This is a genomic window from Ilyomonas limi (assembly GCF_005233845.1).
GTDB lineage: Bacteria > Bacteroidota > Bacteroidia > Chitinophagales > Chitinophagaceae > Ilyomonas > Ilyomonas limi.
Genome location: NZ_SZQL01000001.1, coordinates 665,717 through 685,004, shown reverse-complemented (window position 1 = coordinate 685,004; position 19,288 = coordinate 665,717). Strand labels below are relative to the sequence as shown.

The window sequence follows — 19,288 nt, the reverse complement described above, 5'->3', positions numbered from 1 at the left end:
TTGCCTCTACAGGCTTACAAAACAATAGTGTAACAACTAAATTTGTAAGTCTTAAGCAACAAAATGCAATATTAGTTCAGCAGTAAATATTAAAACAAAAAAAGACCTCTAACAACAACAGAGCTTAATCAAATTTTAATTATCCAATATTCTTTCAAAACACATTTTCTTATGATTAATGTATTGTACATAGATGATGAGCGGCATAATCTTATTGCCTTCAAAGCATCTTTTCGCAGGCTATTTAATGTATACGTTTGCGAGTCGGCCGAAGAAGGCAGACAAATTATTGAACGGGAAACTATTCATGTTATTCTTAGTGATCAGCGCATGCCCAGGATGACCGGCATAGAATTCTTTGAATCCATTATAGAAGAATTCCCCGATCCAATACGTATATTAATAACCGGCTATACCGATATTTCTGCGGTAGTGGATGCTATCAACCGAGGCCAGGTGTACAAATACCTTACCAAGCCCTGGCACGAAGAAGAAATACGCATTTTCATAGAAAAGGCATACGAAGTATATATGTTGCGCAAAGAAAACCGCGACCTTACCGGCAGGTTAATAGATGCCAATCACAAGCTGGAATTTTTGGCAAGACAGGCATTACTGTCATAAATTCATCATATATTGTCGGCATAACCAGCCATTTCTGCACTGCAGAAGCTTTGGAATTATCTTTGCAAACTCATTAACTATTAAATAATTTCAATTATGGCTTTAGAATTAACTGATTCCAATTTTCAGACACAGGTGCTGGAAAGCGATAAATTAACAGTGGTGGATTTTTGGGCAGAATGGTGTGGTCCCTGCCGCGCAATTGGTCCCGTTATCGAAGAACTCTCAAAAGAATATGACGGTCGCATAAACGTGGGTAAGGTAAATGTAGATCAAAACCCCGACCTCAGCGTTAACTATGGCATTACTTCTATACCGGCTATTTTATTTATAAAAGGCGGAAAAGTAGTAGATAAGCAAATAGGCGCTGTACCTAAATCGGTATTGGACAAAAAAATTGCAGCTCATTTATAGTTGTTGTACTGGATTAATCGTTAAAAAGCAGGAGTAATTAACTCCTGCTTTTTTATTTTTAATTGTTAATTATACACTTCAACCCTTAACATTTACCTAATTGTTCTCGTTTACTGTTTTTTTACATTTAACTCATTATTCAAAAACATTAACTGCTTTAACGTAAGATAAACAGTATAAAATAATGTTGCAAAAACAATGGTAAAAGCTCATAACTGTATATTGTGATGCGGATTGATGATGCTGCGTGCCGATGCTTTAAAAAGTGTTTGAGGCTGTGCTACAACATCCCAGCTATTAAACCGCCAGTACCTGCCAACATATACGCCATACCCGCATAGCAATGCAAACAACACACACGAAAGCTGCACTATCTTTGGCCGGATATACAAGCGCAAGAACTGTTCAACCTGCATCAGAGATATAATACCGAGCATCAACCCGTTCCATGCCCCGGAGACTACCAATATCAGATCGTACCATTGTGGCACCGGCTGTCTTTCCTGAAAGTGAAAAACATCGGTGATTAAGTAAGGTGCATTTGGAAAAAACAAGAGCCAGCCGGCTATTAGCAGCCAGCCTTTAATATTGTTCTGAGCATGTTTAAGCCTGCGCGAAAACAAGTAAGGCAGGATGGCTAAAAATAAATTCCACGGATAAAAGAAATAAGTAAAATCGCCTGTAAACAGGAATCTTGCAACTAATAAGCCTAAGGTAAAACCAATAGAAATAAGTAATATTCTTTCTAATGGTGTTAATTGCCTGAACATAATACAATGATTTTAGGAATATAAATAAAACAGCCAATAGCTATACTCATTACCGATACCCACAGCACTGCACCTGCAGCTATATCTTTTACTATTTTTATGGCAGGATGATAGTCTCCATGCACTACATCACACAGTTTTTCCAAAGCACTGTTCATCATCTCCAGCGAGAGCACAGCGCCTATACACAATAAAATACAAATCCATTGTGCAGGGCTAATCGTTAGCAGCCAGCCACCGCCAATAGCCATTGCAGCAGCTAAACATTGAACTTTGCCATTCCGCTCGTGCAGGAAGAAATACCACAAGCCATTAAATGCATGTTTGAATGCACTAAAAATTGTTTGTCTTTTGTACATGATTAAAATAACATAAGATTGTCAACAACAACTTAATTCATAACCGATTTTAAGTAAGTGGAAAGGTTACCGATCCGTTTTATACCCGCAGGTTTAGCAGTATTAATAACTGGCTTCATGCCTAACTTACCCAATGTTTTCTTATACTTCAGTTTCATTTTGCGTAGGTATTGGTTAAAGTTATTTCCACCAGCTTTAAATACCTTTTTATGCGCCATCCATACAATAAAAATCGTAGCGAAATAAAATAACTTATAAAACTGCCTGCGCAACCATTTCATACCAATTGATTTGCTGTTATAAATAATATTCATACGCTCCACCTGAAAGTCTATATGAAAGGCTTCATCAATCAATATATCGGTGCATACTTGCCTTAGCAGCGGACAGTTAGCAGCATCCTTCAGGCACTGATAAAACACTTGCGCAACGCTCTCTACTGTTATTACTGCCAGCGTCCACCATTCCATACTAAGATTAATATGACGAATTGTTCTAAACAAAGTATCACCCCAGTTGCGCGCTATCCGCTGCTCACCAATAATATCTAAATATTTACCCAGATTATTACCATGCTTTTGTTCTTCTTTTATAAATAAAGCAATAGCATCTATATAAGAAGGTTCACCAATAGCGGTTGCATATTTTGTGGCGGCACAAAGCAACTGGCTGCCATCAGATGTTTCACCTAATTGCCAGGCTTGCAATGAATGAAGAATAGCTTTTTTTTCTGCTGCAGTGATACATGGAGCAGTGCTCCAGTTGATGCGCTGCTTTGTACTATTTTGGGTAAAATGCAATACCCACTTGTAACTTGTGTTCATGGTAGATGGTATGGATTGATGATTTGAAGTATGATAAAAATGCCTGCTGAAACTATACGTCATAATTGTTTATTTTATATTCTTTTGAACAAGCCAGTGCATTGCTATGATTCCACATCCAACCGCCCAGAAGAGGATAATCATTGTAATTAACCGGATTTCGAAGTTTTCTGCCACATGCAACGAGCGGGTAACTACTACAAAAGCGATATCAGGCATAGTAGTGTATGCTGCTATATCAGTTGATTCTGTATCAGTTGGGCGCTTCCCGGTCACTGCACTTTCAGTACAATACTTTGCATTATTCAAAACATGTTCTGTGCTGTGTGGTGCTTTGCCCTTAATAGTGCCGCCGGAATAAATAAGCTGGCCATTCTGGTTATACAACTGCCTGAAAGTGCCAGAACTTTGTTGTGCATCCACACCACTGTCCGAAATAAAATAGTAAGTACGGCTATACTTAATGCCATTAGGAGTATTTCGCGCCAGCTCTGTTTGCGGGTTACGGGCAGCAGTGCGGTATGTTTGCTGCACAGCAGCATATATCAGCAATACAATTAATCCAAACAGCACTGCTGTAGCAAGATGGGTGATGATATATGATTTCATATAATGGCTGATTTAAACTCCGGTAAAACGAACAATAAAACATGCCTTTTTGTTTACACGGCTGGCGCTGTAAGCTGATTACTGTCTTGTACAAGAGCAGGTCTGTACCAGTTGATTTTCCGGCTGGCATACATTACAATGGCTAACACTACAAACAGGGCAATGCTACCTACCAGCAGTGCAGTATCTTCCAAACTGATTAATACATAAATGAAGGCATATAATCCTGCAAGAATGCCAAAGAAAATACCCGCTGTTTTCCAACTTTTGAAATGGCTTTTTGTATAAAGCGCAATGAGTACTACAGTAGCAGATGCCGCTATGAAATACGCATGGCTAAACAGGATGAACTCGCTGATAGAAACTAATAAGGAATAAAAAATCACCAGGGCAAGTCCCACCAAAACATATTGCACCGGGTGCACCGGCTGGCGCTGCAGCAGTTCAATAATAAAGAATAAGGCAAACGTAAGCCCGATAATAAGGATAGCATATTTCACACTCCGCATGGTCTTGGCATACTGGTCGGCAGGCTGCACAAGGCTCACGCCAAAAGCAAGGTCATCATACGGTTTAATAGCTTTACCCAGCAGTACATTGGTAAACGGAAGGTTGGCGCTGTTGAAGCTCCAGCGGGCATTGAACCCTGTATTATTGTTTCCGGCATTTTTATCTACCGGTATTACACTGCCATCAAAAGAAGGATTTTGCCATGGTGAGGCTACTTCAAAATTGCTGTTGGTACTAAGTGGTATAAAATGAAGTTGTTTGCTGCCTTTTATGTGTAAAGACATGCTGAAAGGAGTGTTGCTGGCAAGGTCTCCTGCATTAAGTGCAAGCGGTGCTGCCAGTCCATTCGTATCAAGACTTACGGGCAAACCTGGTGTCATCACCACATCTGTATTGCCTACGCGGGCAGTTACCTGCTGCTCAATACCTTTAAAATCACTGATACCTACACACAACTGCGCTTCACTTAGCAAAAGTTTAGCTGCATCTATCTCTTTAGGCAGCGAAAAATGAAAATTACCACTTATATCAATCCCGCTTCTGTATAATAATACATTATAAATGGAGCGGGCTCTTTCCACAGGCAGTACATTACTCTTTACATTCAGGTTATCAGGCAATAGTATTAAGTTGCGTTTACTGTTTTCGGATATTGAATCTGTATAATAAGGTATTACTATATAAGGTGTAGTAATTGTTTGTGCCGAAGCCCATTTGCTGCTTACTTCTTTTACAATTGTTTCTTGTCTTTTCTGCCGTTCGGTTATAAGGTTTTGAATAAAAGAAACGGGTATCAGCATCAGCAATATCAGTGCTGCTGTAACGCCGGCTTTAATAAGAATTTTGTTCTGCACACTTTGTGCTGTAGGTTTAGTTTCCAGAACTGTTTGTCCGTACTGTTCCATGTTGATTGTATTTGGTTGAATAGATGAATAAGTTGGCGGTGATGTATAAATATCTTGCGAGAAATAACTGCTGATTGCTTTGCGGTTTAGGTAAATGGCTGCAATAGAGGCGGCGAATAGCACTCCGGAGATAGCGCCAAGTGCTTCAAAGAATTGCTGCCAGTTATAGCTATTGTTATAAGCGTTTAGTTCGGAGCAAGCCGGCAAAAATGCATATCCAAGTGTGATGAGAAAACAGGTAACAGCCAGCAGTGTAAACTTTTGCTGCAAGCTTATCGTTCTCTGCATGATAGGTTTTACAACCTTGTATAAAACGAGATAAGCCGGTAAACTGCCTGCACAAGCAACTACAAACCCAAGTGTGATAAATATCACTGCTACCTGTAGCTCGCCGTTGAATAAAGAGTAAATGAAAGCGCCTGCTGCAAATACTGCTGCTGTACTCAGCCACAGTCTTGTAGCAATATTCGAGTCGGTGTATTTTGTTGTATTCATAATTTTAAAAAGTGCTTTGTATTACAAAGTATAAGTACAAAAAAATTATCCTAACAATTTGATCATTTTTTCAAGCGCACTGATGTGCTCTTTGAAAGCTTTTTCACCAGCTTTCGTTACGGTATAAGTTGTATTAGTCTTACGTCCGATAAAGTTTTTACTCGTCTTGATATATCCGTTTTCCTCCAGTGTTTTTAAATGACTGGCCAGGTTGCCATCGGTTACTTCCATCAATTCTTTTAAAGCATTATAATTCACCTCCTCATTCACCATTAAGGCACTCATAATGCCCAGGCGAATACGGCTGTCAAACACTTTATTTAATTTCTCAATAGGATTCTTCATGCGTTCTTGTATTAACTGCTTCAGCTTCTTTCGTACTTCCACCACATAAAAGCACCATATACTATATGCAATACGCCAAAGCCCAATGCCCAAAACAACAAGCCATTTCCCATCACCTGGAGGCTAATGATGCCTAATAATATTTGTGCATATCCCAAATATCTTACTTCGGCAAGCGTGTACTTACTGGCATTTAGCAAACCTAAGCCGTAAAAAATAAGACAGCCCGGCGCCACCAGTCCATAGTTGCCAATATCAATTAGTTTCAACAAAAAAATACCACCTACAATCATGGGGATGCTTACATTAATGAGCAACCGCTTGGCAGTAGTACCCCAGATAGGCGTGTTGGTCTTTCGGCTGCGCAAATAAGTAAATAGAAATCCAAGCACCAAAGCTGCGATCAAAACACCAAGTGCTATCTGAATTAATGTATTGCCCAGGTACGTTTGTAAATCAGCACCGCTATCTAAACTGGTACGCCGCAACTCCCGCACTTCATGCGTATTGCTATATCGCGCGCTGCTCTCTATTACACCATTGGCAAGCCAGGCGCCCACCAACGCGCAAACGCCTGCTGCAATACCGCTTAACCCACTCAGGCTAATAAAACGGCTGCTGCGTTCCATCATTCTTTTTATATCTTTCAGCGTATCTAAATGCTGCAATTGTTCATCCATAAAAAGCACTTTGAATTACAAAGTAAATCATCCCGATTTATTCTGCCAAATAAATTTGTAAAAGCAGATGGTATTTTATTATTCCATACATTATTGTGTTTAAAAATGCCCTTTTGATCCCATACAACTTAATTTTATCAAAGGCTGTTTTGCTATGCTGAGGCACGAAACACGTGCGAATGGTTGATTACTTATTGCTTATGTAAAGAGTTATTTTCCTTTAATCCACATATGTTTCCTTCGTCAGCATAACAAATGCAAAGAGTAATTGTCTATGATAAAGCCAATAGATTAGAATATCAATGGGTTAACCCTAATCATCTCTAAACATCCTTACACTTTACAGCCAAAGAATATTTTTAGCTTCAACGCGCTATCAATTTGCCACTTATTTATACATATTTTACAGCAAAAAAGTGATAAAAAAAATATCTTCTTTTTCACAATAAATACCCATTATTAAAAGCACTTTTGTGCAAAACATCTTACCCGATTTGCCCGGTATATCGCTAAATTGCAGGCGGATTATGGAGAAGTTTATCGTATCGGCACGCAAGTATCGCCCGCAAACGTTTAGCACCGTTGTAGGGCAGCAGCACATCACTACTACGCTTAAGAATGCAATTAACAATCACCAGTTAGCACATGCATTTCTTTTTTGCGGACCGCGTGGTGTAGGCAAAACTACCTGCGCGCGTATTCTTGCCAAAACCATCAACTGCGAAAATCTGCAGCCCGATGGTGAAGCGTGTAATCAATGCCAATCCTGCCGCAGCTTCAACGAAGGCACTTCACTCAACATTCACGAGCTGGATGCTGCGAGCAACAACTCGGTAGATGACATACGCGCCTTGGTGGAGCAGGTGCGTTTTGCACCACAAGCGGGCAAATACAAAGTATATATCGTAGATGAAGTGCACATGCTGAGTGCAAGCGCGTTCAATGCCTTTCTTAAAACACTGGAAGAGCCACCGCCGTATGCCATTTTTATTTTGGCAACAACAGAAAAGCATAAGATACTTCCCACCATTTTATCGCGCTGCCAGATATTTGATTTTAAACGGATTACCATTAACGATACCGTTGAACATTTAGAAGAAATTGCAGGTAAAGAACGTATTGATACCGAAAAAGCTGCATTGCAGCTGATAGCCCAGAAAAGTGAAGGTTGTATGCGTGATGCGCTGAGCATTCTGGATAAAATTGTCTCTTTTACCAATGGCGAAGTAACCTACCAAAACACGCTGGAGCACCTGAATATTTTAGATGAAGACTACTATTTCAAACTGCTGAACAGCCTGTTACAACAAGACCTCGCAACGGCAATGCTGTTGTATGATGAAATAAACCGTAAAGGTTTTGAAGGTGATATGGTGTTAAATGGCTTTGCGATGTTTTTGCGTAATGTACTCGTGTGCAAAGATGCTAAAGCGGCGCCTTTGCTCGATGTGGTGGAAGGTATGCAACAGCGGTATATAGAGGCTGCCAACAGCGTTAGTGCTTCTTTTTTGGTGAGTGCATTGAATATTTTGAATGAAGCCGAAATAAACTACAAAATGGCGCGCAACAAGCGTCTGCATGTAGAAATGGCGATCATTAAACTTAATTTTTTACAACAGGCCTTAGATCTTTCGATAGAAAATAATGAAATAGTAAAAAAAAAGCGGGTTGATGCGCCGGTAGCACTAAAAGTACAACCTATACAACCTTTTCAGCCCAAAGCAGCACCTGCTGCAAAACCAAAAGCAGTTAATAATACTAATAATGGCGAACAAGTTACTGCGAATGGGCACACGGCAAAGCCGATGCAACCATCCGTAAATGGTAAGCAGGTAAATATGCCGGTGCAGGAAACGGCTGAGCTCCAGGCTACTTCCAAATTGTTTATACAACAGGATGTTGCACCAAAGCCGTCAACAGTTGTAACTGCTGTAAAAAAAGCTGCTGTTGCTTACAGCACCACTACCGCTATTGCCACACATCCCAAAACAAAGCGGAGCTTATTGGAAGCACTGCGTGATAAATATGGCGACCAATATAATATAGAAGAAGTAAAGGAAGCCGAACCGCTGGAAATGCAAAAGCTGCAGGAATGCTGGAACAGCTTTGCCAAAAAGCTGGAAGAACAACAAAAGCACTCTGCTGCCAATACTTTTAAAATTGCCAGGCTGGAGATTGAGCATGAAACAAAATTTATTATTACAGTGAATGCTATTACCCAGCAAAGGTTTATAGAGCAGGAGCGTATGATGTTGGCAGATTGTATTCAGCAGTCGTTTAACAATCGCGCTATTCAGTTTCAGATTGTAGTATCGGATGATGTTGATACCAATCAAGAAATTTCACCTTTCCTTACTATGAACAGCCGCGAGCGCTTTGAGTACATTGCTTCGCAGTACCCGTTAGTGCGCGAATTGAAAGAACGGTTAAAGCTGGATATAGATTCTATTTAAAACCGCAAAGGCAAAAGACGCTAAGTTTCTGAACCGGGATTTTGTATGATTTTCTTTTGTCAACTGCATTAGTGAGGTGGGGATTACGTTGATGCTTAGCCAATAATAAATTCTAAATTAAACTCAAAGATTTCGAAACTTTTAATCCGGAACCTTTTAATTTATCCTCTTATAAAATTCTCCGGCTACTTCGCACCTTCGCGGTCCAAAAAACAAAAGTCTCAGCGCTTGCGCGCGAGACTTTATATTATAAGTTGTATAAAGAAACTAACTACGAATTCAATTCTTTAGACTCTTCGTAACTCTTTATTTTATTATACAAGGTTTTACGGTCTATTTTTAAAATTTCTGCTGCTTTCGATTTGTTGTTGTTTACTTCCTTCAGCAGGTTCATAATGGTTTCATATTCTGCTTTGGCTGCCGCATCTTTCAAATCTATTTCTTTGCCCGAAGCAGCAGCGTTGGAAATGGTGTTAGGTTGCACGGCCGTTGTGGGGTTGTCGGTATGCTTTGCAAAAATATTGGTGTTGGTAATCTCCCAGGGCAAGGTTTTCGCGGTAATTCTATTGCCCGTAGTAAGTAACACTGCACGGCGCACTACATTTCTAAACTCGCGCAGATTGCCCGGCCAAGAGTAATTAAGGAACATATTCATTACATCCTCATCAAAACCCTCTATATTTTTGTGCAGTTCCTCATTGGTTTTATCCAAAAAGAATTGAGCAAACAAGGGAATATCCTGCCTGCGCTGGCGCAATGGGGGCAGATTGATGGAAAACTCATTGAAGCGATGATACAAATCTTCGCGGAACTTGCCTTTATGGTATGCCTCCTGCAGGTTTTCGTTGCTGGCTACAATAATACGGATGTCCAGATCCATTTCTTTGGTGCCGCCCACGCGCTTAAATTTACGCTCCTGTATTACGCGCAATAAGGTAGCCTGTATATCCAGTCCGAGATTGGCCACTTCATCCAAAAATAAAGTACCGCCGTTTGCCATTTCAAAATGACCTTCTTTATCGGCAAGGGCGCCGGTAAAAGCACCTTTTACATGTCCGAACATTTCGCTGCCGGCCAGTTCTTTACTCAGCGTGCCGCAGTCCATAGCAATAAACGGCTTGTTCCGGCGATCGCTGTAGTGGTGAATGGTTTTGGCAATTACTTCTTTACCTGTACCGCTTTCGCCATACAGGATAATACTATAATTGGTGGGTGCAATAATTTCTATCTGGCGGTATAGTTCTTTGGTAGATTCCGATTCACCTATCAAATATTCGCCGTTCGATTTAAAAGTAGTTTTTTTAGCAGATGTACCAGAGGCTGTACTGCCGGCACTGGCTGCTGACGGTGCAACAACCGATGACTTAACAGGAGCCTGAGCACTTTTTAAAGCAGAGGAAATAACATTCAGTACTTCAGCTGGTATCAGTGGCTTGGTAATATAATCGTAAGCACCCAACTTAATTACTTCAACAGCCGTTTTGATGTCGGAATAGCCGGTAATAATGAGTACCACGGCCTGCGGATTAATAGTTTTGAGCTCGCCCAGCACATCGCGGCCATCTTTGTCGCCCAGGCGATAATCGCACAGCACAACATCAAAGTTCGACTCTTTAAACTTAGCAATACCTTTGCTGCCCGTATAAGCCACCTCGGTTTCGTACCCTTCTTTATTAAGAAACCGGCTTAATAAGGTGCAAATGTCTATATCATCATCAATTATTAAAATTCTTTTCTTCATACAACCTCGCTCTATTTGCGCTTTTTTAACATTGAAACTCAATATTAAGCAAAAGCAGATAAATTATCTAATATCAGAACTTAATTTTTTTAATACTACACAATAACGGAATTATCAAGCAGGGAAAGCAATAAGACTAAGCAGAAACTCTTACGGCACAAAAGTATAGAACTAAGGCACATTTGAGGAAATTTTTATACAAATTAATACAAAAATTTTTCTGGTTCCACCTCGCATACCCCTATTAAAGAATTTGGTTATGAACATATTAACATTTTGCAAGTAAAATGGCAAAAAAATTGAGCTAACAGTAATCATGAACAAAATCGAAAAGCGTGGATTTAAATAAAATAAGTGGGGAGAAGGTATTGATTGTGGATGACGAAATTGATATTTGTTATTTGCTCAGCGGTATTTTAAGACAAAAAAAATTGCGCACTTCATATGTAAACAATCTTGCAGATGCGCACAGTGTTTTAAAAGAAGAAACACCCTTTATTATCTTTTTGGATAACAATCTCCCCGACGGAAAAGGTGTTGATTTTATTGGTACCATCAAAAAGCTGTATCCTGCCACCAAAGTGGTAATGATTACTGCATTTGATACTTATTCAGACAGGAGTAAGGCGTACGAAGAAGGTGTGGATTTCTTTATTGGCAAACCCTTTACCCGCGACATAATAGATAAAACCCTTGAAAGGCTGATGTATCCCAGTATGGCAGGTAGTAATAACCAGGCGTAAAGCCCTGTTTCATTTACCCTATTATTTTTTGTTGCTGCAATTTTGCAGTCAACAGCTTTTTGCGCCCTATCTTCACGCCATGAATTTTGATGTGCAGCAATTATTGCGCGATAATATCCGCCGGCTTACCCCATATTCTTCGGCGCGCGATGAATTTACAGGTCAGGCATTGATTAATTTGGATGCTAACGAAAATAGTCTTGGCTCGCCACTTACTAAGTGGTATAACCGTTACCCCGATCCGCATCAGCATCTCGTAAAAGAAGCTATCAGCAATATAAAAGGTGTATCTGCCCAAAACATATTTATAGGCAACGGCAGCGATGAGTGTATTGACCTTTTGTACCGTTGCTTTTGCAACCCTGCAAAAGACAACGTGATTATTTGTCCGCCTACCTATGGCATGTACGAAGTAAGTGCCAACATCAACGATGTAGAAATACGCAAAGCACCGTTGCTGGATGATTTCCAATTGAATTTGGCACATATCGAAACCTTGATTGATGAGCATACTAAAATCATCTGGATCTGCTCGCCCAACAATCCAACCGGCAATTCCATCAACCGGCAGGACATAGAAATGGTGCTCAATAATTTCAATGGCATTGTGGTAATAGATGAAGCTTATATCAACTTTTCAAGACAAAAATCTTTCGTGCAGGAACTGCCCGAATATCCCAACCTGGTAGTGCTGCAAACATTTAGCAAAGCATGGGGGTTGGCCGGACTGCGGCTGGGGCTGGCATTTGCTGCTGCCGATATTATTCAGGTAATGAATAAAGTAAAACCACCTTACAATATCAGTCAGGTAGCCCAGGAACTGGTACTACAGGCACTGAAAGAAGTAGAACAGGTAAATGATATGATTACCGAGCTGGTTAGTATGCGCGATGCCCTAAGTGAAGTGCTGGCACAAATGCCTGTTGCAGAAAAAGTATATCCTTCGGATGCTAACTTTATTCTTGTAAAAATAAAAGAAGCAAGGAAGGTGTATGAGTTTCTGCTTTCTAAAAGTATTGTAGTGCGCGACAGGAGCAATGTATTGCTGTGCAATGATTGCCTGCGCATTACCATTGGTACCGAACAGGAAAATACTGCCCTTGTGGATGCCCTGATTGAATGGATGAACAGGAACAAACAATAATGCTTATATACTATGAAAACATCATTAGCTACAGCAGTATGTTTTTGTGCAATGGCAATCGGTACCATTGCCTGCAAAAACTCCTCTTCTAATCCTGAAACAGAATCTACTTCTTCTGCTGCTCAGCAATCAGCATCCAATAACAAAGCCGGAGACAGTGCCACACTTACGCTGCCCGCTGGCTTTTCGGCTGCAACGGTCGCAGAAAACCTCAGTGGCCCAAGACATCTTGTTGTTACACCGCAAAACGACATTTATGTAAAGCTGAGCGACGCCAAAAACGGTAAAGGCATTGTTATTCTGCATGTAGATGGTAATGGCAAGGCCACAACCACGGGCGGTTTTGGCGATTATGGCGGTACTGGTATCACCATCAAAAACGGCTATTTATACGCTTCTTCTAATGATGATGTGTATCGCTATAAGCTTGATGCCAACAATAGGGTAATAAATGAGAATCAGCCGGAGAAAATTGCAACCGGATTAACCAACAAAGGCATGCACAATTCCAAATCCCTTGTGCTGGACAATGCCGGAAATATCTATGTAAATATTGGTGCACCTTCTAACGTGTGTGCCGAGCAAGGCAATGATAAAAAAGGTATGCAACCCTGCCCTATTTTGGAGACGGCAGGAGGCATCTGGATGTTTAAGGCTGATAAGCAGGCTCAAAAACAGAATGATGGCGTACATTATGCTACCGGCTTGCGCAATGTGGTTGGGATGGATTGGAATAATGTAACCAACAGTTTGTTTGTAATGCAGCACGGGCGCGATAACCTGCACAATGCGTCTCCGCAAAATTATACAGAACAGCAAAGCGCAGAGCTTCCTGCGGAGTGCATGTACGAGTTGCATCAAGGCGCTAATGCAGGATGGCCATATATGTATTACGACCAAAACCAGCATAAAAAATTGGTAAATCCTGAATATGGGGGTGATGGCAAAAAAGAAGCGGACGCCAGCTATATAGACCCGGTAGTTGCTTTTCCTGGTCATATGGCGCCCGATGGCTTGCTGTTTTATACCGGCAATATGTTTCCGGAGAAATATAAAAATGGTGCTTTCATCGCTTTTCATGGCTCGTGGAATAGAGCACCCGAACCGCAGAAAGGTTATTTAGTTGCATTTGTGCCGTTTAATAATGGCAAGCCAAGCGGCAACTGGGAAATATTTGCTGATGGTTTTACCGGAGGGCAGGAATTTATGCAACCCGGCAAAGCCAGGCATCGTCCGTGTGGTTTGGCACAAGGTCCTGATGGCTCGCTGTACGTAAGCGATGATGCGGGCGGAACCATTTACAGAATAACCTATCATCAATAAAATTAATAACGCCGTTTTAAACTGCGGCGCTTTGAATAAGTTTTATACGCATGTCTAAACATTTTTTAATCCTTTTATTGTTGGGCTGCACTTCGGCATTTGCCCAAACAAAACAAACAACCACGGCCACCGGCAAGCAATTGTATGCACAATATTGCCTTACCTGCCACCAGGAAGATGGCGAAGGCGTTCCTAATATGAACCCGCCACTTACTCAAACGTCCTATGTGCTGGGTGATAAAAAGAAACTGATAGCCTGGGTGCTTAAAGGCTCTGGCAACGAAAAAGTGCCTATTGATGGTAATACCTACAGCAACAATATGCCGCCGCAAAGTGCCCTGAAAGATGATGAAATAGCCAAAATACTTACATACATACGCAGCAATTTTGGCAACAAAGCCAGCGCGGTATCTACTGCAGAGGTAAAAGCAGCGCGGGAAACAGTTAAGTAGTTTCTTTAAATAATTCATTCTTATTTTGCAGGCGATTGTACACCACACAATCGCCTCTTGTATTGTATGAAAAAAGTATTATTTATAGATCGCGATGGCACGCTGATAAAAGAAGCACCGCCTACTTACCAGATAGATAGTTTTAACAAGCTGGAATTTTATCCGCATGTGTTTGAATACATGCGCCGCATTGCTACGGAGTTTGATTATGAACTGGTGATGGTCAGCAACCAGGATGGACTTGGTACATCTTCTTTCCCCGAAGACACTTTTTATCCGGTGCAACATTTTGTAGTAAAAAGCTTTGAAAATGAAGGGGTACGTTTTGCGGATTTTTACTTTGACAGAACCTTTGCAATAGACAATGCACCTACCCGCAAGCCCAATACCGGCATGCTTACCCCTTATCTAAATAATGAAGCGTATGACATTGCCAATAGCTATGTAATTGGCGATAGAATAACCGATGTGCAACTGGCTAAAAACTTAGGTTGCAAAGCCATTTGGCTGAACAATGATCCTGACCTTGGCGGCGCAGAAATACAGGATTCACGTAAGGAATTAGATAATGTGATTGCATTAGAAACGCAGCAATGGCAAGCTATTTACGAGTATTTAAAATTAGGCAATCGTGCTGTAGAGCATGTACGCAATACCAATGAAACTAAAATCACCATCAGGCTTAACATAGATGGCTCCGGCAAAGCAGATATACACACCGGCTTGGGCTTTTTCGATCACATGCTGGAGCAAATTGCAAGGCATGGCAAGATGGATGTATCTGTACACACCAGCGGTGATTTGCACATAGACGAACACCACACTATTGAAGATACCGGTATTGCTTTGGGCGAAGCTTTTGCAAAAGCATTAGCTAATAAAGTAGGCATGGAGCGCTACGGTTTCGCCCTGCCAATGGACGAGGCGGAAGCTAAAGTGTTGATTGATTTTGGCGGGCGCAACTGGATCGTATGGAATGCCGACTTTAAAAGGGAAAAGGTAGGTGAAATGCCCACCGAAATGTTTTTTCATTTCTTCAAATCATTCTCCGATGCGGCAAAATGCAACCTGAATATTGAGTGTAAAGGCGCGAATGAACACCATAAAATTGAAGCCATATTTAAAGCCTTTGCAAAAGCCATCCGCATGGCTGTAAAGCGCGATCCGTTGAGTAATTATTTGCCAAGCACTAAAGGTGTCTTGTAGCTTGGTTTAGCCACAAAGGAGTACAAAGGTTTTTATAAAATATATAAACACTTTCATAAACAAAAGGCTCTAAACTTTCTCAAGTATGGAGCCTTTTTATTCTTTGCGTCTTCGCGCCTTCGCGGTTCAAATTTGCTAATAGCCTCTATATGTTTCCCGATATAAGAATTGAATTTTAAAAATTTCTTCATCAGTTCAATCAGTCCCTTTTATCAGGAAAAATCACGATTAAAAAAGACTATTTAACACCTGCTTATTAACCACTACCGGATATTTCTTTTTCAATTCATCAATCCACTTAGCTTCTACCTCCTGCTGGTAATCGTTTATTACCAACCCGCGCGCGTCATCAAAACTACGCGGCTCTGGTTGTGTATGTACTTTAGTGATATATATAAACGTGTATCCATCCTGCGAATCGTTTTGCTGCGGTGCGGAAATATAACTCTGCTGCAAACCGGTAGTATTTTTCAGGGGCAACTGGTCTCTCTCAAAACGGCTGCTGTCTGCCTGCACGAGACTGCCATAACTATCCACTATTAAACGCCAGTTTGCAGGAGCCGATTTTATTTTATCTGCCACTTCATCTGCTATTGCTTTGCTGCCTGCACTTATTACCACTGCATCGGCACCGGGTGCCCATAGGTATTTTTCTTTATGTGCATTATAATATTGCAACAGCCCTGCACTATCCTGAGAAGCCTTTGTCCATACGTGTTTATCCATTGCTGCAAACAAGAGGTTGGCATTATTAAACTCATCCAACTGCGGCTTTATACCGGCATCAAAATCCTCTATATGTTTTTTGTAATAGTCAGTTGTTGCGTAGTTCACAAATCCTTTCATCATCTCCGGGTATGATGCTTTTATTGTTTGCTGTTGCAGGTATTGCAGCCAATCGGTAACCGTAATTTTTTGTTTGGTGAAAGAAAATAAAACCGTGTTTTTATGTATGTTTTTGAATGTAGCTAATGAGCCGTTATTGAGTGCACTATCAGTGTATTGCCACAGCGCAGTAGTGTTGTAGGCTGCCGGTTTGTAGCCGGTCAATGTTTGCCAATGCTGCACCAGTTTTTGCTTTGCCAGTTGCAGCCGGTCACCTTCTTCTACTTGTTGTTGCAATATACCTTTTGAAGCCAGATCGTTCGCATTAATAGCCGGCGGAATTTTTTGAACCAGTTTGATAATATTGTATCCATAATCGGTTAAGAAAGGCTTGGATACATCCCCTTCTTTTTGCAGGGCAAATACTTCTTTTTCAAACTCCGGATTGTATTGTCCTACACTTACTTCTATATCTGTTTTACCAAATTGCTGCTGGCTGCTGTACTGGCTTTGCATAGCCGTAAAAGAAGCACCATTTTGTATTAACAGATAAACCGAATCGGCGGTGCGTGCAACGGCTGCTTTTTCTGCATCAGAGAATGTGTTGGGCACTGCAAATAAAATTTGTTGTATTCTTCTTCGGCCTAATGCAGGTCTTTCTTTTTTAAGTATAAAAATATGATAGCCTGCAATGCTGTGATAAGGTGCCGTAAAACCGTCGGGCTTCAATGCATACACCATATTCTCTACCTCATAAGGTAAAGTAAAAGCGGTAATGTAACCAATGGATGTTTCTTTGATGGTATCAGTAGCTGGCAATGTTTTACCAGCTTTCAGTGCTGCATATACTTCATTGATTTTTTTGTAAGCTGCTGCGGTGTCTTCTTTAGCAGGTATAAAAATTTGATCTAACAACAAATCCTTTTGGCTTCGCTGGTAGGCTTCTTCCACAAGGCTGTTGAGGTTAGCCTCCTTGTTCACTGCAGCATCAGCTAACTGCTTTTTAAAGTTGTCCGATTCATTGCGGTATTCATCGCTGTTATTCAGCTTTTCATCGTACGCCGCCTGCACCTTCAGTTTGTAGTTAATGTATAAATCCAGATAGTTTTGCAGAGCGGTTTTCCGGTTCACCGTATCGGCAACAGGATTTTTATTGAACGCCTCCAGAAATTCTCCTTTGCTTACCGGCTTGCCGCCATACGTAAACAAGGTTTGTGCGCGTGCCGCCATTATCATTGCTGAAAGTATTACCAGCAATAGTATTTTTCTCATACAATCCGTTATTTAGTCCCGGCTTTTGTTTGATGATTCATCACCTCATCAAACTGCAATATACTTAAGCCTTTGGCAATAATGCGCTTATCTTTATCCAACAGGTACATCGTAGGCGTTTGAAATACATCGTATAATTGGCGGTAGTTAGGGCGGTTGGCTTGTTCATCTGCTGTTTTGGCTTCTTTGGTTTGATATACATGCGTCCATGTATCCAGGTGGTGTTCGTTGATAAAGTTTTTCCACTCCTGCACTGCTGCATCCGAGGTGTTTACAGCATACACCTTTACACCGGCTGCCTTCCATTTGGCTTCATAAATACTATCCACACGCGGCACCTCCGTTTTGCAATGACTACAATTAGGATCCCAAAAAACCACAAACGTAAACGGCGCCTGCAGGTCGTATAGCGAATGAATTTTGCCGCTGGTATCGGTAAGGTTGAGTGCAGGTGCAGCCTCGCCCAGTTGGTTAGCCATCAGGCTGTACGCCCGATTAAAAATATACTTGCGCTGGTCGGGTTTAAGCCATGCCGTATCGCCTTTGGAATAGAAATTATCAAACAAAAACAGGAACACTTTGTCCTGCCCCATTATTTCGGGATTGATGTATTTATCGGTAAACTTTCCCAATAAATACTGAAACATATCCTTATTGGTGCGTGCCGAGAGCAGTATATAATTCACTTCTTCCTTTACACTATCCGGCTCGGGCGATACGTAGTATTTGAAATATTCATCAATCTTAGGATCAAAAAATGGTGTGTGCAGCAGACGGGCATCATCAAAAGCAAGATCATCCCAAAAGTGCTCTTTTACAAAATAAAATGCTTCCTTGCTGTTGCGGTCCATGCCAGCAGGTACTTCAGGGCGCTTCACACTCTTAAAGAACAACGCCAACATGGATGTTGGATTATTTTTGATTATTCCTTCGCGATAATCATCCAATACTTTATTTTCTCTGGCAATATCGCCCATAATTTGCGCTGAATCTAACGCATTTTTTGCATCTTTTAATTGCGCCTGCAGTTTGGTAAGCGTAGGTACGTGTTGCGCTAAAAACCGGGTATAATTTTGAAAATTTGTATTCTCTTCCGAACCGGTAAAGCTAATGTTTTCGCTATGTGCAGTATCGGCTTTTACAGTAAAATGCTGCTTGTCATCCATTAGTATTTCAAAGAGGATAGCTTTATCGGGACTTACGAGAAAATAAATGCCTTTGTCCAGCTTTTTATTTCCTTTAAATACGGCAGTTCCGTTGGCATCGGCCATGGCAGAGTCGGCTAATGTCTTGTACTTGCCATAATACGTACCCAAATACAGCCAGGTATTTTTGAAAGGCGCTACCGTAGCAGTAATATCATAACCCGGAGTAGTAGCAGCCGTTGTTTTTTGGGTAGTTTGTGCCGTTGCATTTACAATTATCATCAGCGCAACAGATGCGCACACCAAGCGTTGTATCAATGGAAATGTTTTAATGGGTAAAATTATTGCAATGCGGTATTGCGTGTTATTAATATAAATATAAAAACCAGCTCTTGCACCGAATGTACAATGGCATAAGTTGATGGAAATTACAGAACTTTGAAACGATT

Annotated in this window: 18 protein-coding genes; 8 read left to right on the top strand and 10 right to left on the bottom strand. The window is 41.0% G+C overall.

Annotated elements, in window-relative coordinates; genetic code table 11:
* Positions 1-171 precede the first annotated feature (171 nt).
* Together FC093_RS02705 and trxA are read left to right on the top strand one after the other, a co-directional pair.
* Positions 172-624 carry a response regulator gene (locus FC093_RS02705; RefSeq protein ID WP_137260180.1) on the top strand — a complete coding sequence of 151 codons (453 nt, stop codon included), beginning with the start codon at positions 172-174 and terminating at the stop codon, positions 622-624.
* A gap of 96 nt (positions 625-720) precedes the next feature.
* The gene (gene trxA, locus FC093_RS02700; protein ID WP_137260179.1) at positions 721-1,038 is read left to right on the top strand and encodes a thioredoxin; all 318 of its coding nucleotides are present in this window, start codon (positions 721-723) and stop codon (positions 1,036-1,038) included.
* A 209-nt stretch (positions 1,039-1,247) separates the two neighbouring features.
* Here the strand turns inward: trxA and FC093_RS02695 are convergent, their stop codons facing one another.
* Genes FC093_RS02695 through FC093_RS02665 form a run of 7 tightly spaced genes read right to left on the bottom strand, consistent with a single transcriptional unit; the run spans position 1,248 to position 6,535 of the window.
* Entirely contained in the window at positions 1,248-1,808 is a 561-nt protein-coding gene (locus FC093_RS02695) for a DUF1361 domain-containing protein (protein ID WP_137260178.1), read from the bottom strand.
* Positions 1,793-2,167: a diacylglycerol kinase family protein gene (locus tag FC093_RS02690; RefSeq protein ID WP_137260177.1), complete on the bottom strand. Its 375-nt coding sequence runs from the start codon at positions 2,165-2,167 to the stop codon at positions 1,793-1,795. Before FC093_RS02690 ends, FC093_RS02695 begins: the two co-directional genes overlap by 16 nt.
* A gap of 32 nt (positions 2,168-2,199) precedes the next feature.
* Positions 2,200-3,054, bottom strand: a complete 855-nt coding sequence (locus FC093_RS02685; RefSeq protein WP_206106491.1) for a ferritin-like domain-containing protein — start codon at positions 3,052-3,054, stop codon at positions 2,200-2,202.
* A 6-nt stretch (positions 3,055-3,060) separates the two neighbouring features.
* The gene (locus FC093_RS02680; RefSeq protein WP_137260176.1) at positions 3,061-3,600 is read right to left on the bottom strand and encodes a hypothetical protein; all 540 of its coding nucleotides are present in this window, start codon (positions 3,598-3,600) and stop codon (positions 3,061-3,063) included.
* A gap of 53 nt (positions 3,601-3,653) precedes the next feature.
* The gene (creD, locus tag FC093_RS02675) at positions 3,654-5,510 is read right to left on the bottom strand and encodes a cell envelope integrity protein CreD (RefSeq protein WP_137260175.1); all 1,857 of its coding nucleotides are present in this window, start codon (positions 5,508-5,510) and stop codon (positions 3,654-3,656) included.
* A 45-nt stretch (positions 5,511-5,555) separates the two neighbouring features.
* Positions 5,556-5,855: a winged helix-turn-helix domain-containing protein gene (locus FC093_RS02670; RefSeq protein ID WP_137260174.1), complete on the bottom strand. Its 300-nt coding sequence runs from the start codon at positions 5,853-5,855 to the stop codon at positions 5,556-5,558.
* 20 nt (positions 5,856-5,875) lie between these two features.
* Positions 5,876-6,535 (bottom strand): hypothetical protein, encoded by a 660-nt coding sequence (locus tag FC093_RS02665; protein WP_137260173.1) that lies wholly within the window; start codon positions 6,533-6,535, stop codon positions 5,876-5,878.
* 473 nt (positions 6,536-7,008) lie between these two features.
* Between FC093_RS02665 and FC093_RS02660 the strand changes: the two genes are divergently transcribed.
* Positions 7,009-8,988: a DNA polymerase III subunit gamma/tau gene (locus FC093_RS02660; protein ID WP_240743155.1), complete on the top strand. Its 1,980-nt coding sequence runs from the start codon at positions 7,009-7,011 to the stop codon at positions 8,986-8,988.
* Between the two features lie 271 nt (positions 8,989-9,259).
* Here the strand turns inward: FC093_RS02660 and FC093_RS02655 are convergent, their stop codons facing one another.
* Entirely contained in the window at positions 9,260-10,729 is a 1,470-nt protein-coding gene (locus tag FC093_RS02655; protein ID WP_137260172.1) for a sigma-54-dependent transcriptional regulator, read from the bottom strand.
* 335 nt (positions 10,730-11,064) lie between these two features.
* On the opposite strand from FC093_RS02655, the gene FC093_RS02650 reads away from it, so the two are divergent.
* The 5 genes from FC093_RS02650 to hisB all read left to right on the top strand — a co-directional run bounded on the left by FC093_RS02650 (position 11,065) and on the right by hisB (position 15,597).
* Positions 11,065-11,472 carry a response regulator gene (locus FC093_RS02650; protein WP_137260171.1) on the top strand — a complete coding sequence of 136 codons (408 nt, stop codon included), beginning with the start codon at positions 11,065-11,067 and terminating at the stop codon, positions 11,470-11,472.
* A gap of 79 nt (positions 11,473-11,551) precedes the next feature.
* A complete protein-coding gene (gene hisC, locus FC093_RS02645; RefSeq protein ID WP_137260170.1) occupies positions 11,552-12,616 on the top strand; it encodes a histidinol-phosphate transaminase in 1,065 nt (354 codons plus the stop codon).
* A 12-nt stretch (positions 12,617-12,628) separates the two neighbouring features.
* Positions 12,629-13,939 (top strand): PQQ-dependent sugar dehydrogenase, encoded by a 1,311-nt coding sequence (locus FC093_RS02640; protein ID WP_240743154.1) that lies wholly within the window; start codon positions 12,629-12,631, stop codon positions 13,937-13,939.
* A gap of 50 nt (positions 13,940-13,989) precedes the next feature.
* Positions 13,990-14,391, top strand: a complete 402-nt coding sequence (locus FC093_RS02635) for a c-type cytochrome (protein ID WP_137260169.1) — start codon at positions 13,990-13,992, stop codon at positions 14,389-14,391.
* Positions 14,392-14,457: 66 nt separating this feature from the next.
* Positions 14,458-15,597, top strand: a complete 1,140-nt coding sequence (hisB, locus tag FC093_RS02630; RefSeq protein WP_137260168.1) for a bifunctional histidinol-phosphatase/imidazoleglycerol-phosphate dehydratase HisB — start codon at positions 14,458-14,460, stop codon at positions 15,595-15,597.
* 228 nt (positions 15,598-15,825) lie between these two features.
* Here hisB and FC093_RS02625 read toward each other — a convergent pair whose 3' ends face one another.
* Positions 15,826-17,694: a peptidylprolyl isomerase gene (locus tag FC093_RS02625; RefSeq protein WP_137260167.1), complete on the bottom strand. Its 1,869-nt coding sequence runs from the start codon at positions 17,692-17,694 to the stop codon at positions 15,826-15,828.
* An 8-nt stretch (positions 17,695-17,702) separates the two neighbouring features.
* Positions 17,703-19,157, bottom strand: a complete 1,455-nt coding sequence (locus FC093_RS02620; protein WP_137260166.1) for a TlpA family protein disulfide reductase — start codon at positions 19,155-19,157, stop codon at positions 17,703-17,705.
* Positions 19,158-19,288: the final 131 nt, after the last annotated feature.

Bases quoted from the DNA above. Each gene is read 5' to 3' on its own strand.
- hisB (WP_137260168.1), top strand. From the start codon at position 14,458: ATGAAAAAAGTATTATTTATAGATCGCGATGGCACGCTGATAAAAGAA.
- FC093_RS02670 (WP_137260174.1), bottom strand. From the start codon at position 5,855: ATGAAGAATCCTATTGAGAAATTAAATAAAGTGTTTGACAGCCGTATT.
- FC093_RS02635 (WP_137260169.1), top strand. From the start codon at position 13,990: ATGTCTAAACATTTTTTAATCCTTTTATTGTTGGGCTGCACTTCGGCA.
- FC093_RS02690 (WP_137260177.1), bottom strand. From the start codon at position 2,167: ATGTACAAAAGACAAACAATTTTTAGTGCATTCAAACATGCATTTAAT.
- hisC (WP_137260170.1), top strand. From the start codon at position 11,552: ATGAATTTTGATGTGCAGCAATTATTGCGCGATAATATCCGCCGGCTT.
- trxA (WP_137260179.1), top strand. From the start codon at position 721: ATGGCTTTAGAATTAACTGATTCCAATTTTCAGACACAGGTGCTGGAA.
- FC093_RS02685 (WP_206106491.1), bottom strand. From the start codon at position 3,054: ATGACGTATAGTTTCAGCAGGCATTTTTATCATACTTCAAATCATCAA.
- FC093_RS02705 (WP_137260180.1), top strand. From the start codon at position 172: ATGATTAATGTATTGTACATAGATGATGAGCGGCATAATCTTATTGCC.
- FC093_RS02655 (WP_137260172.1), bottom strand. From the start codon at position 10,729: ATGAAGAAAAGAATTTTAATAATTGATGATGATATAGACATTTGCACC.
- FC093_RS02665 (WP_137260173.1), bottom strand. From the start codon at position 6,535: ATGGATGAACAATTGCAGCATTTAGATACGCTGAAAGATATAAAAAGA.
- FC093_RS02640 (WP_240743154.1), top strand. From the start codon at position 12,629: ATGAAAACATCATTAGCTACAGCAGTATGTTTTTGTGCAATGGCAATC.
- FC093_RS02680 (WP_137260176.1), bottom strand. From the start codon at position 3,600: ATGAAATCATATATCATCACCCATCTTGCTACAGCAGTGCTGTTTGGA.
- FC093_RS02695 (WP_137260178.1), bottom strand. From the start codon at position 1,808: ATGTTCAGGCAATTAACACCATTAGAAAGAATATTACTTATTTCTATT.
- creD (WP_137260175.1), bottom strand. From the start codon at position 5,510: ATGAATACAACAAAATACACCGACTCGAATATTGCTACAAGACTGTGG.
- FC093_RS02625 (WP_137260167.1), bottom strand. From the start codon at position 17,694: ATGAGAAAAATACTATTGCTGGTAATACTTTCAGCAATGATAATGGCG.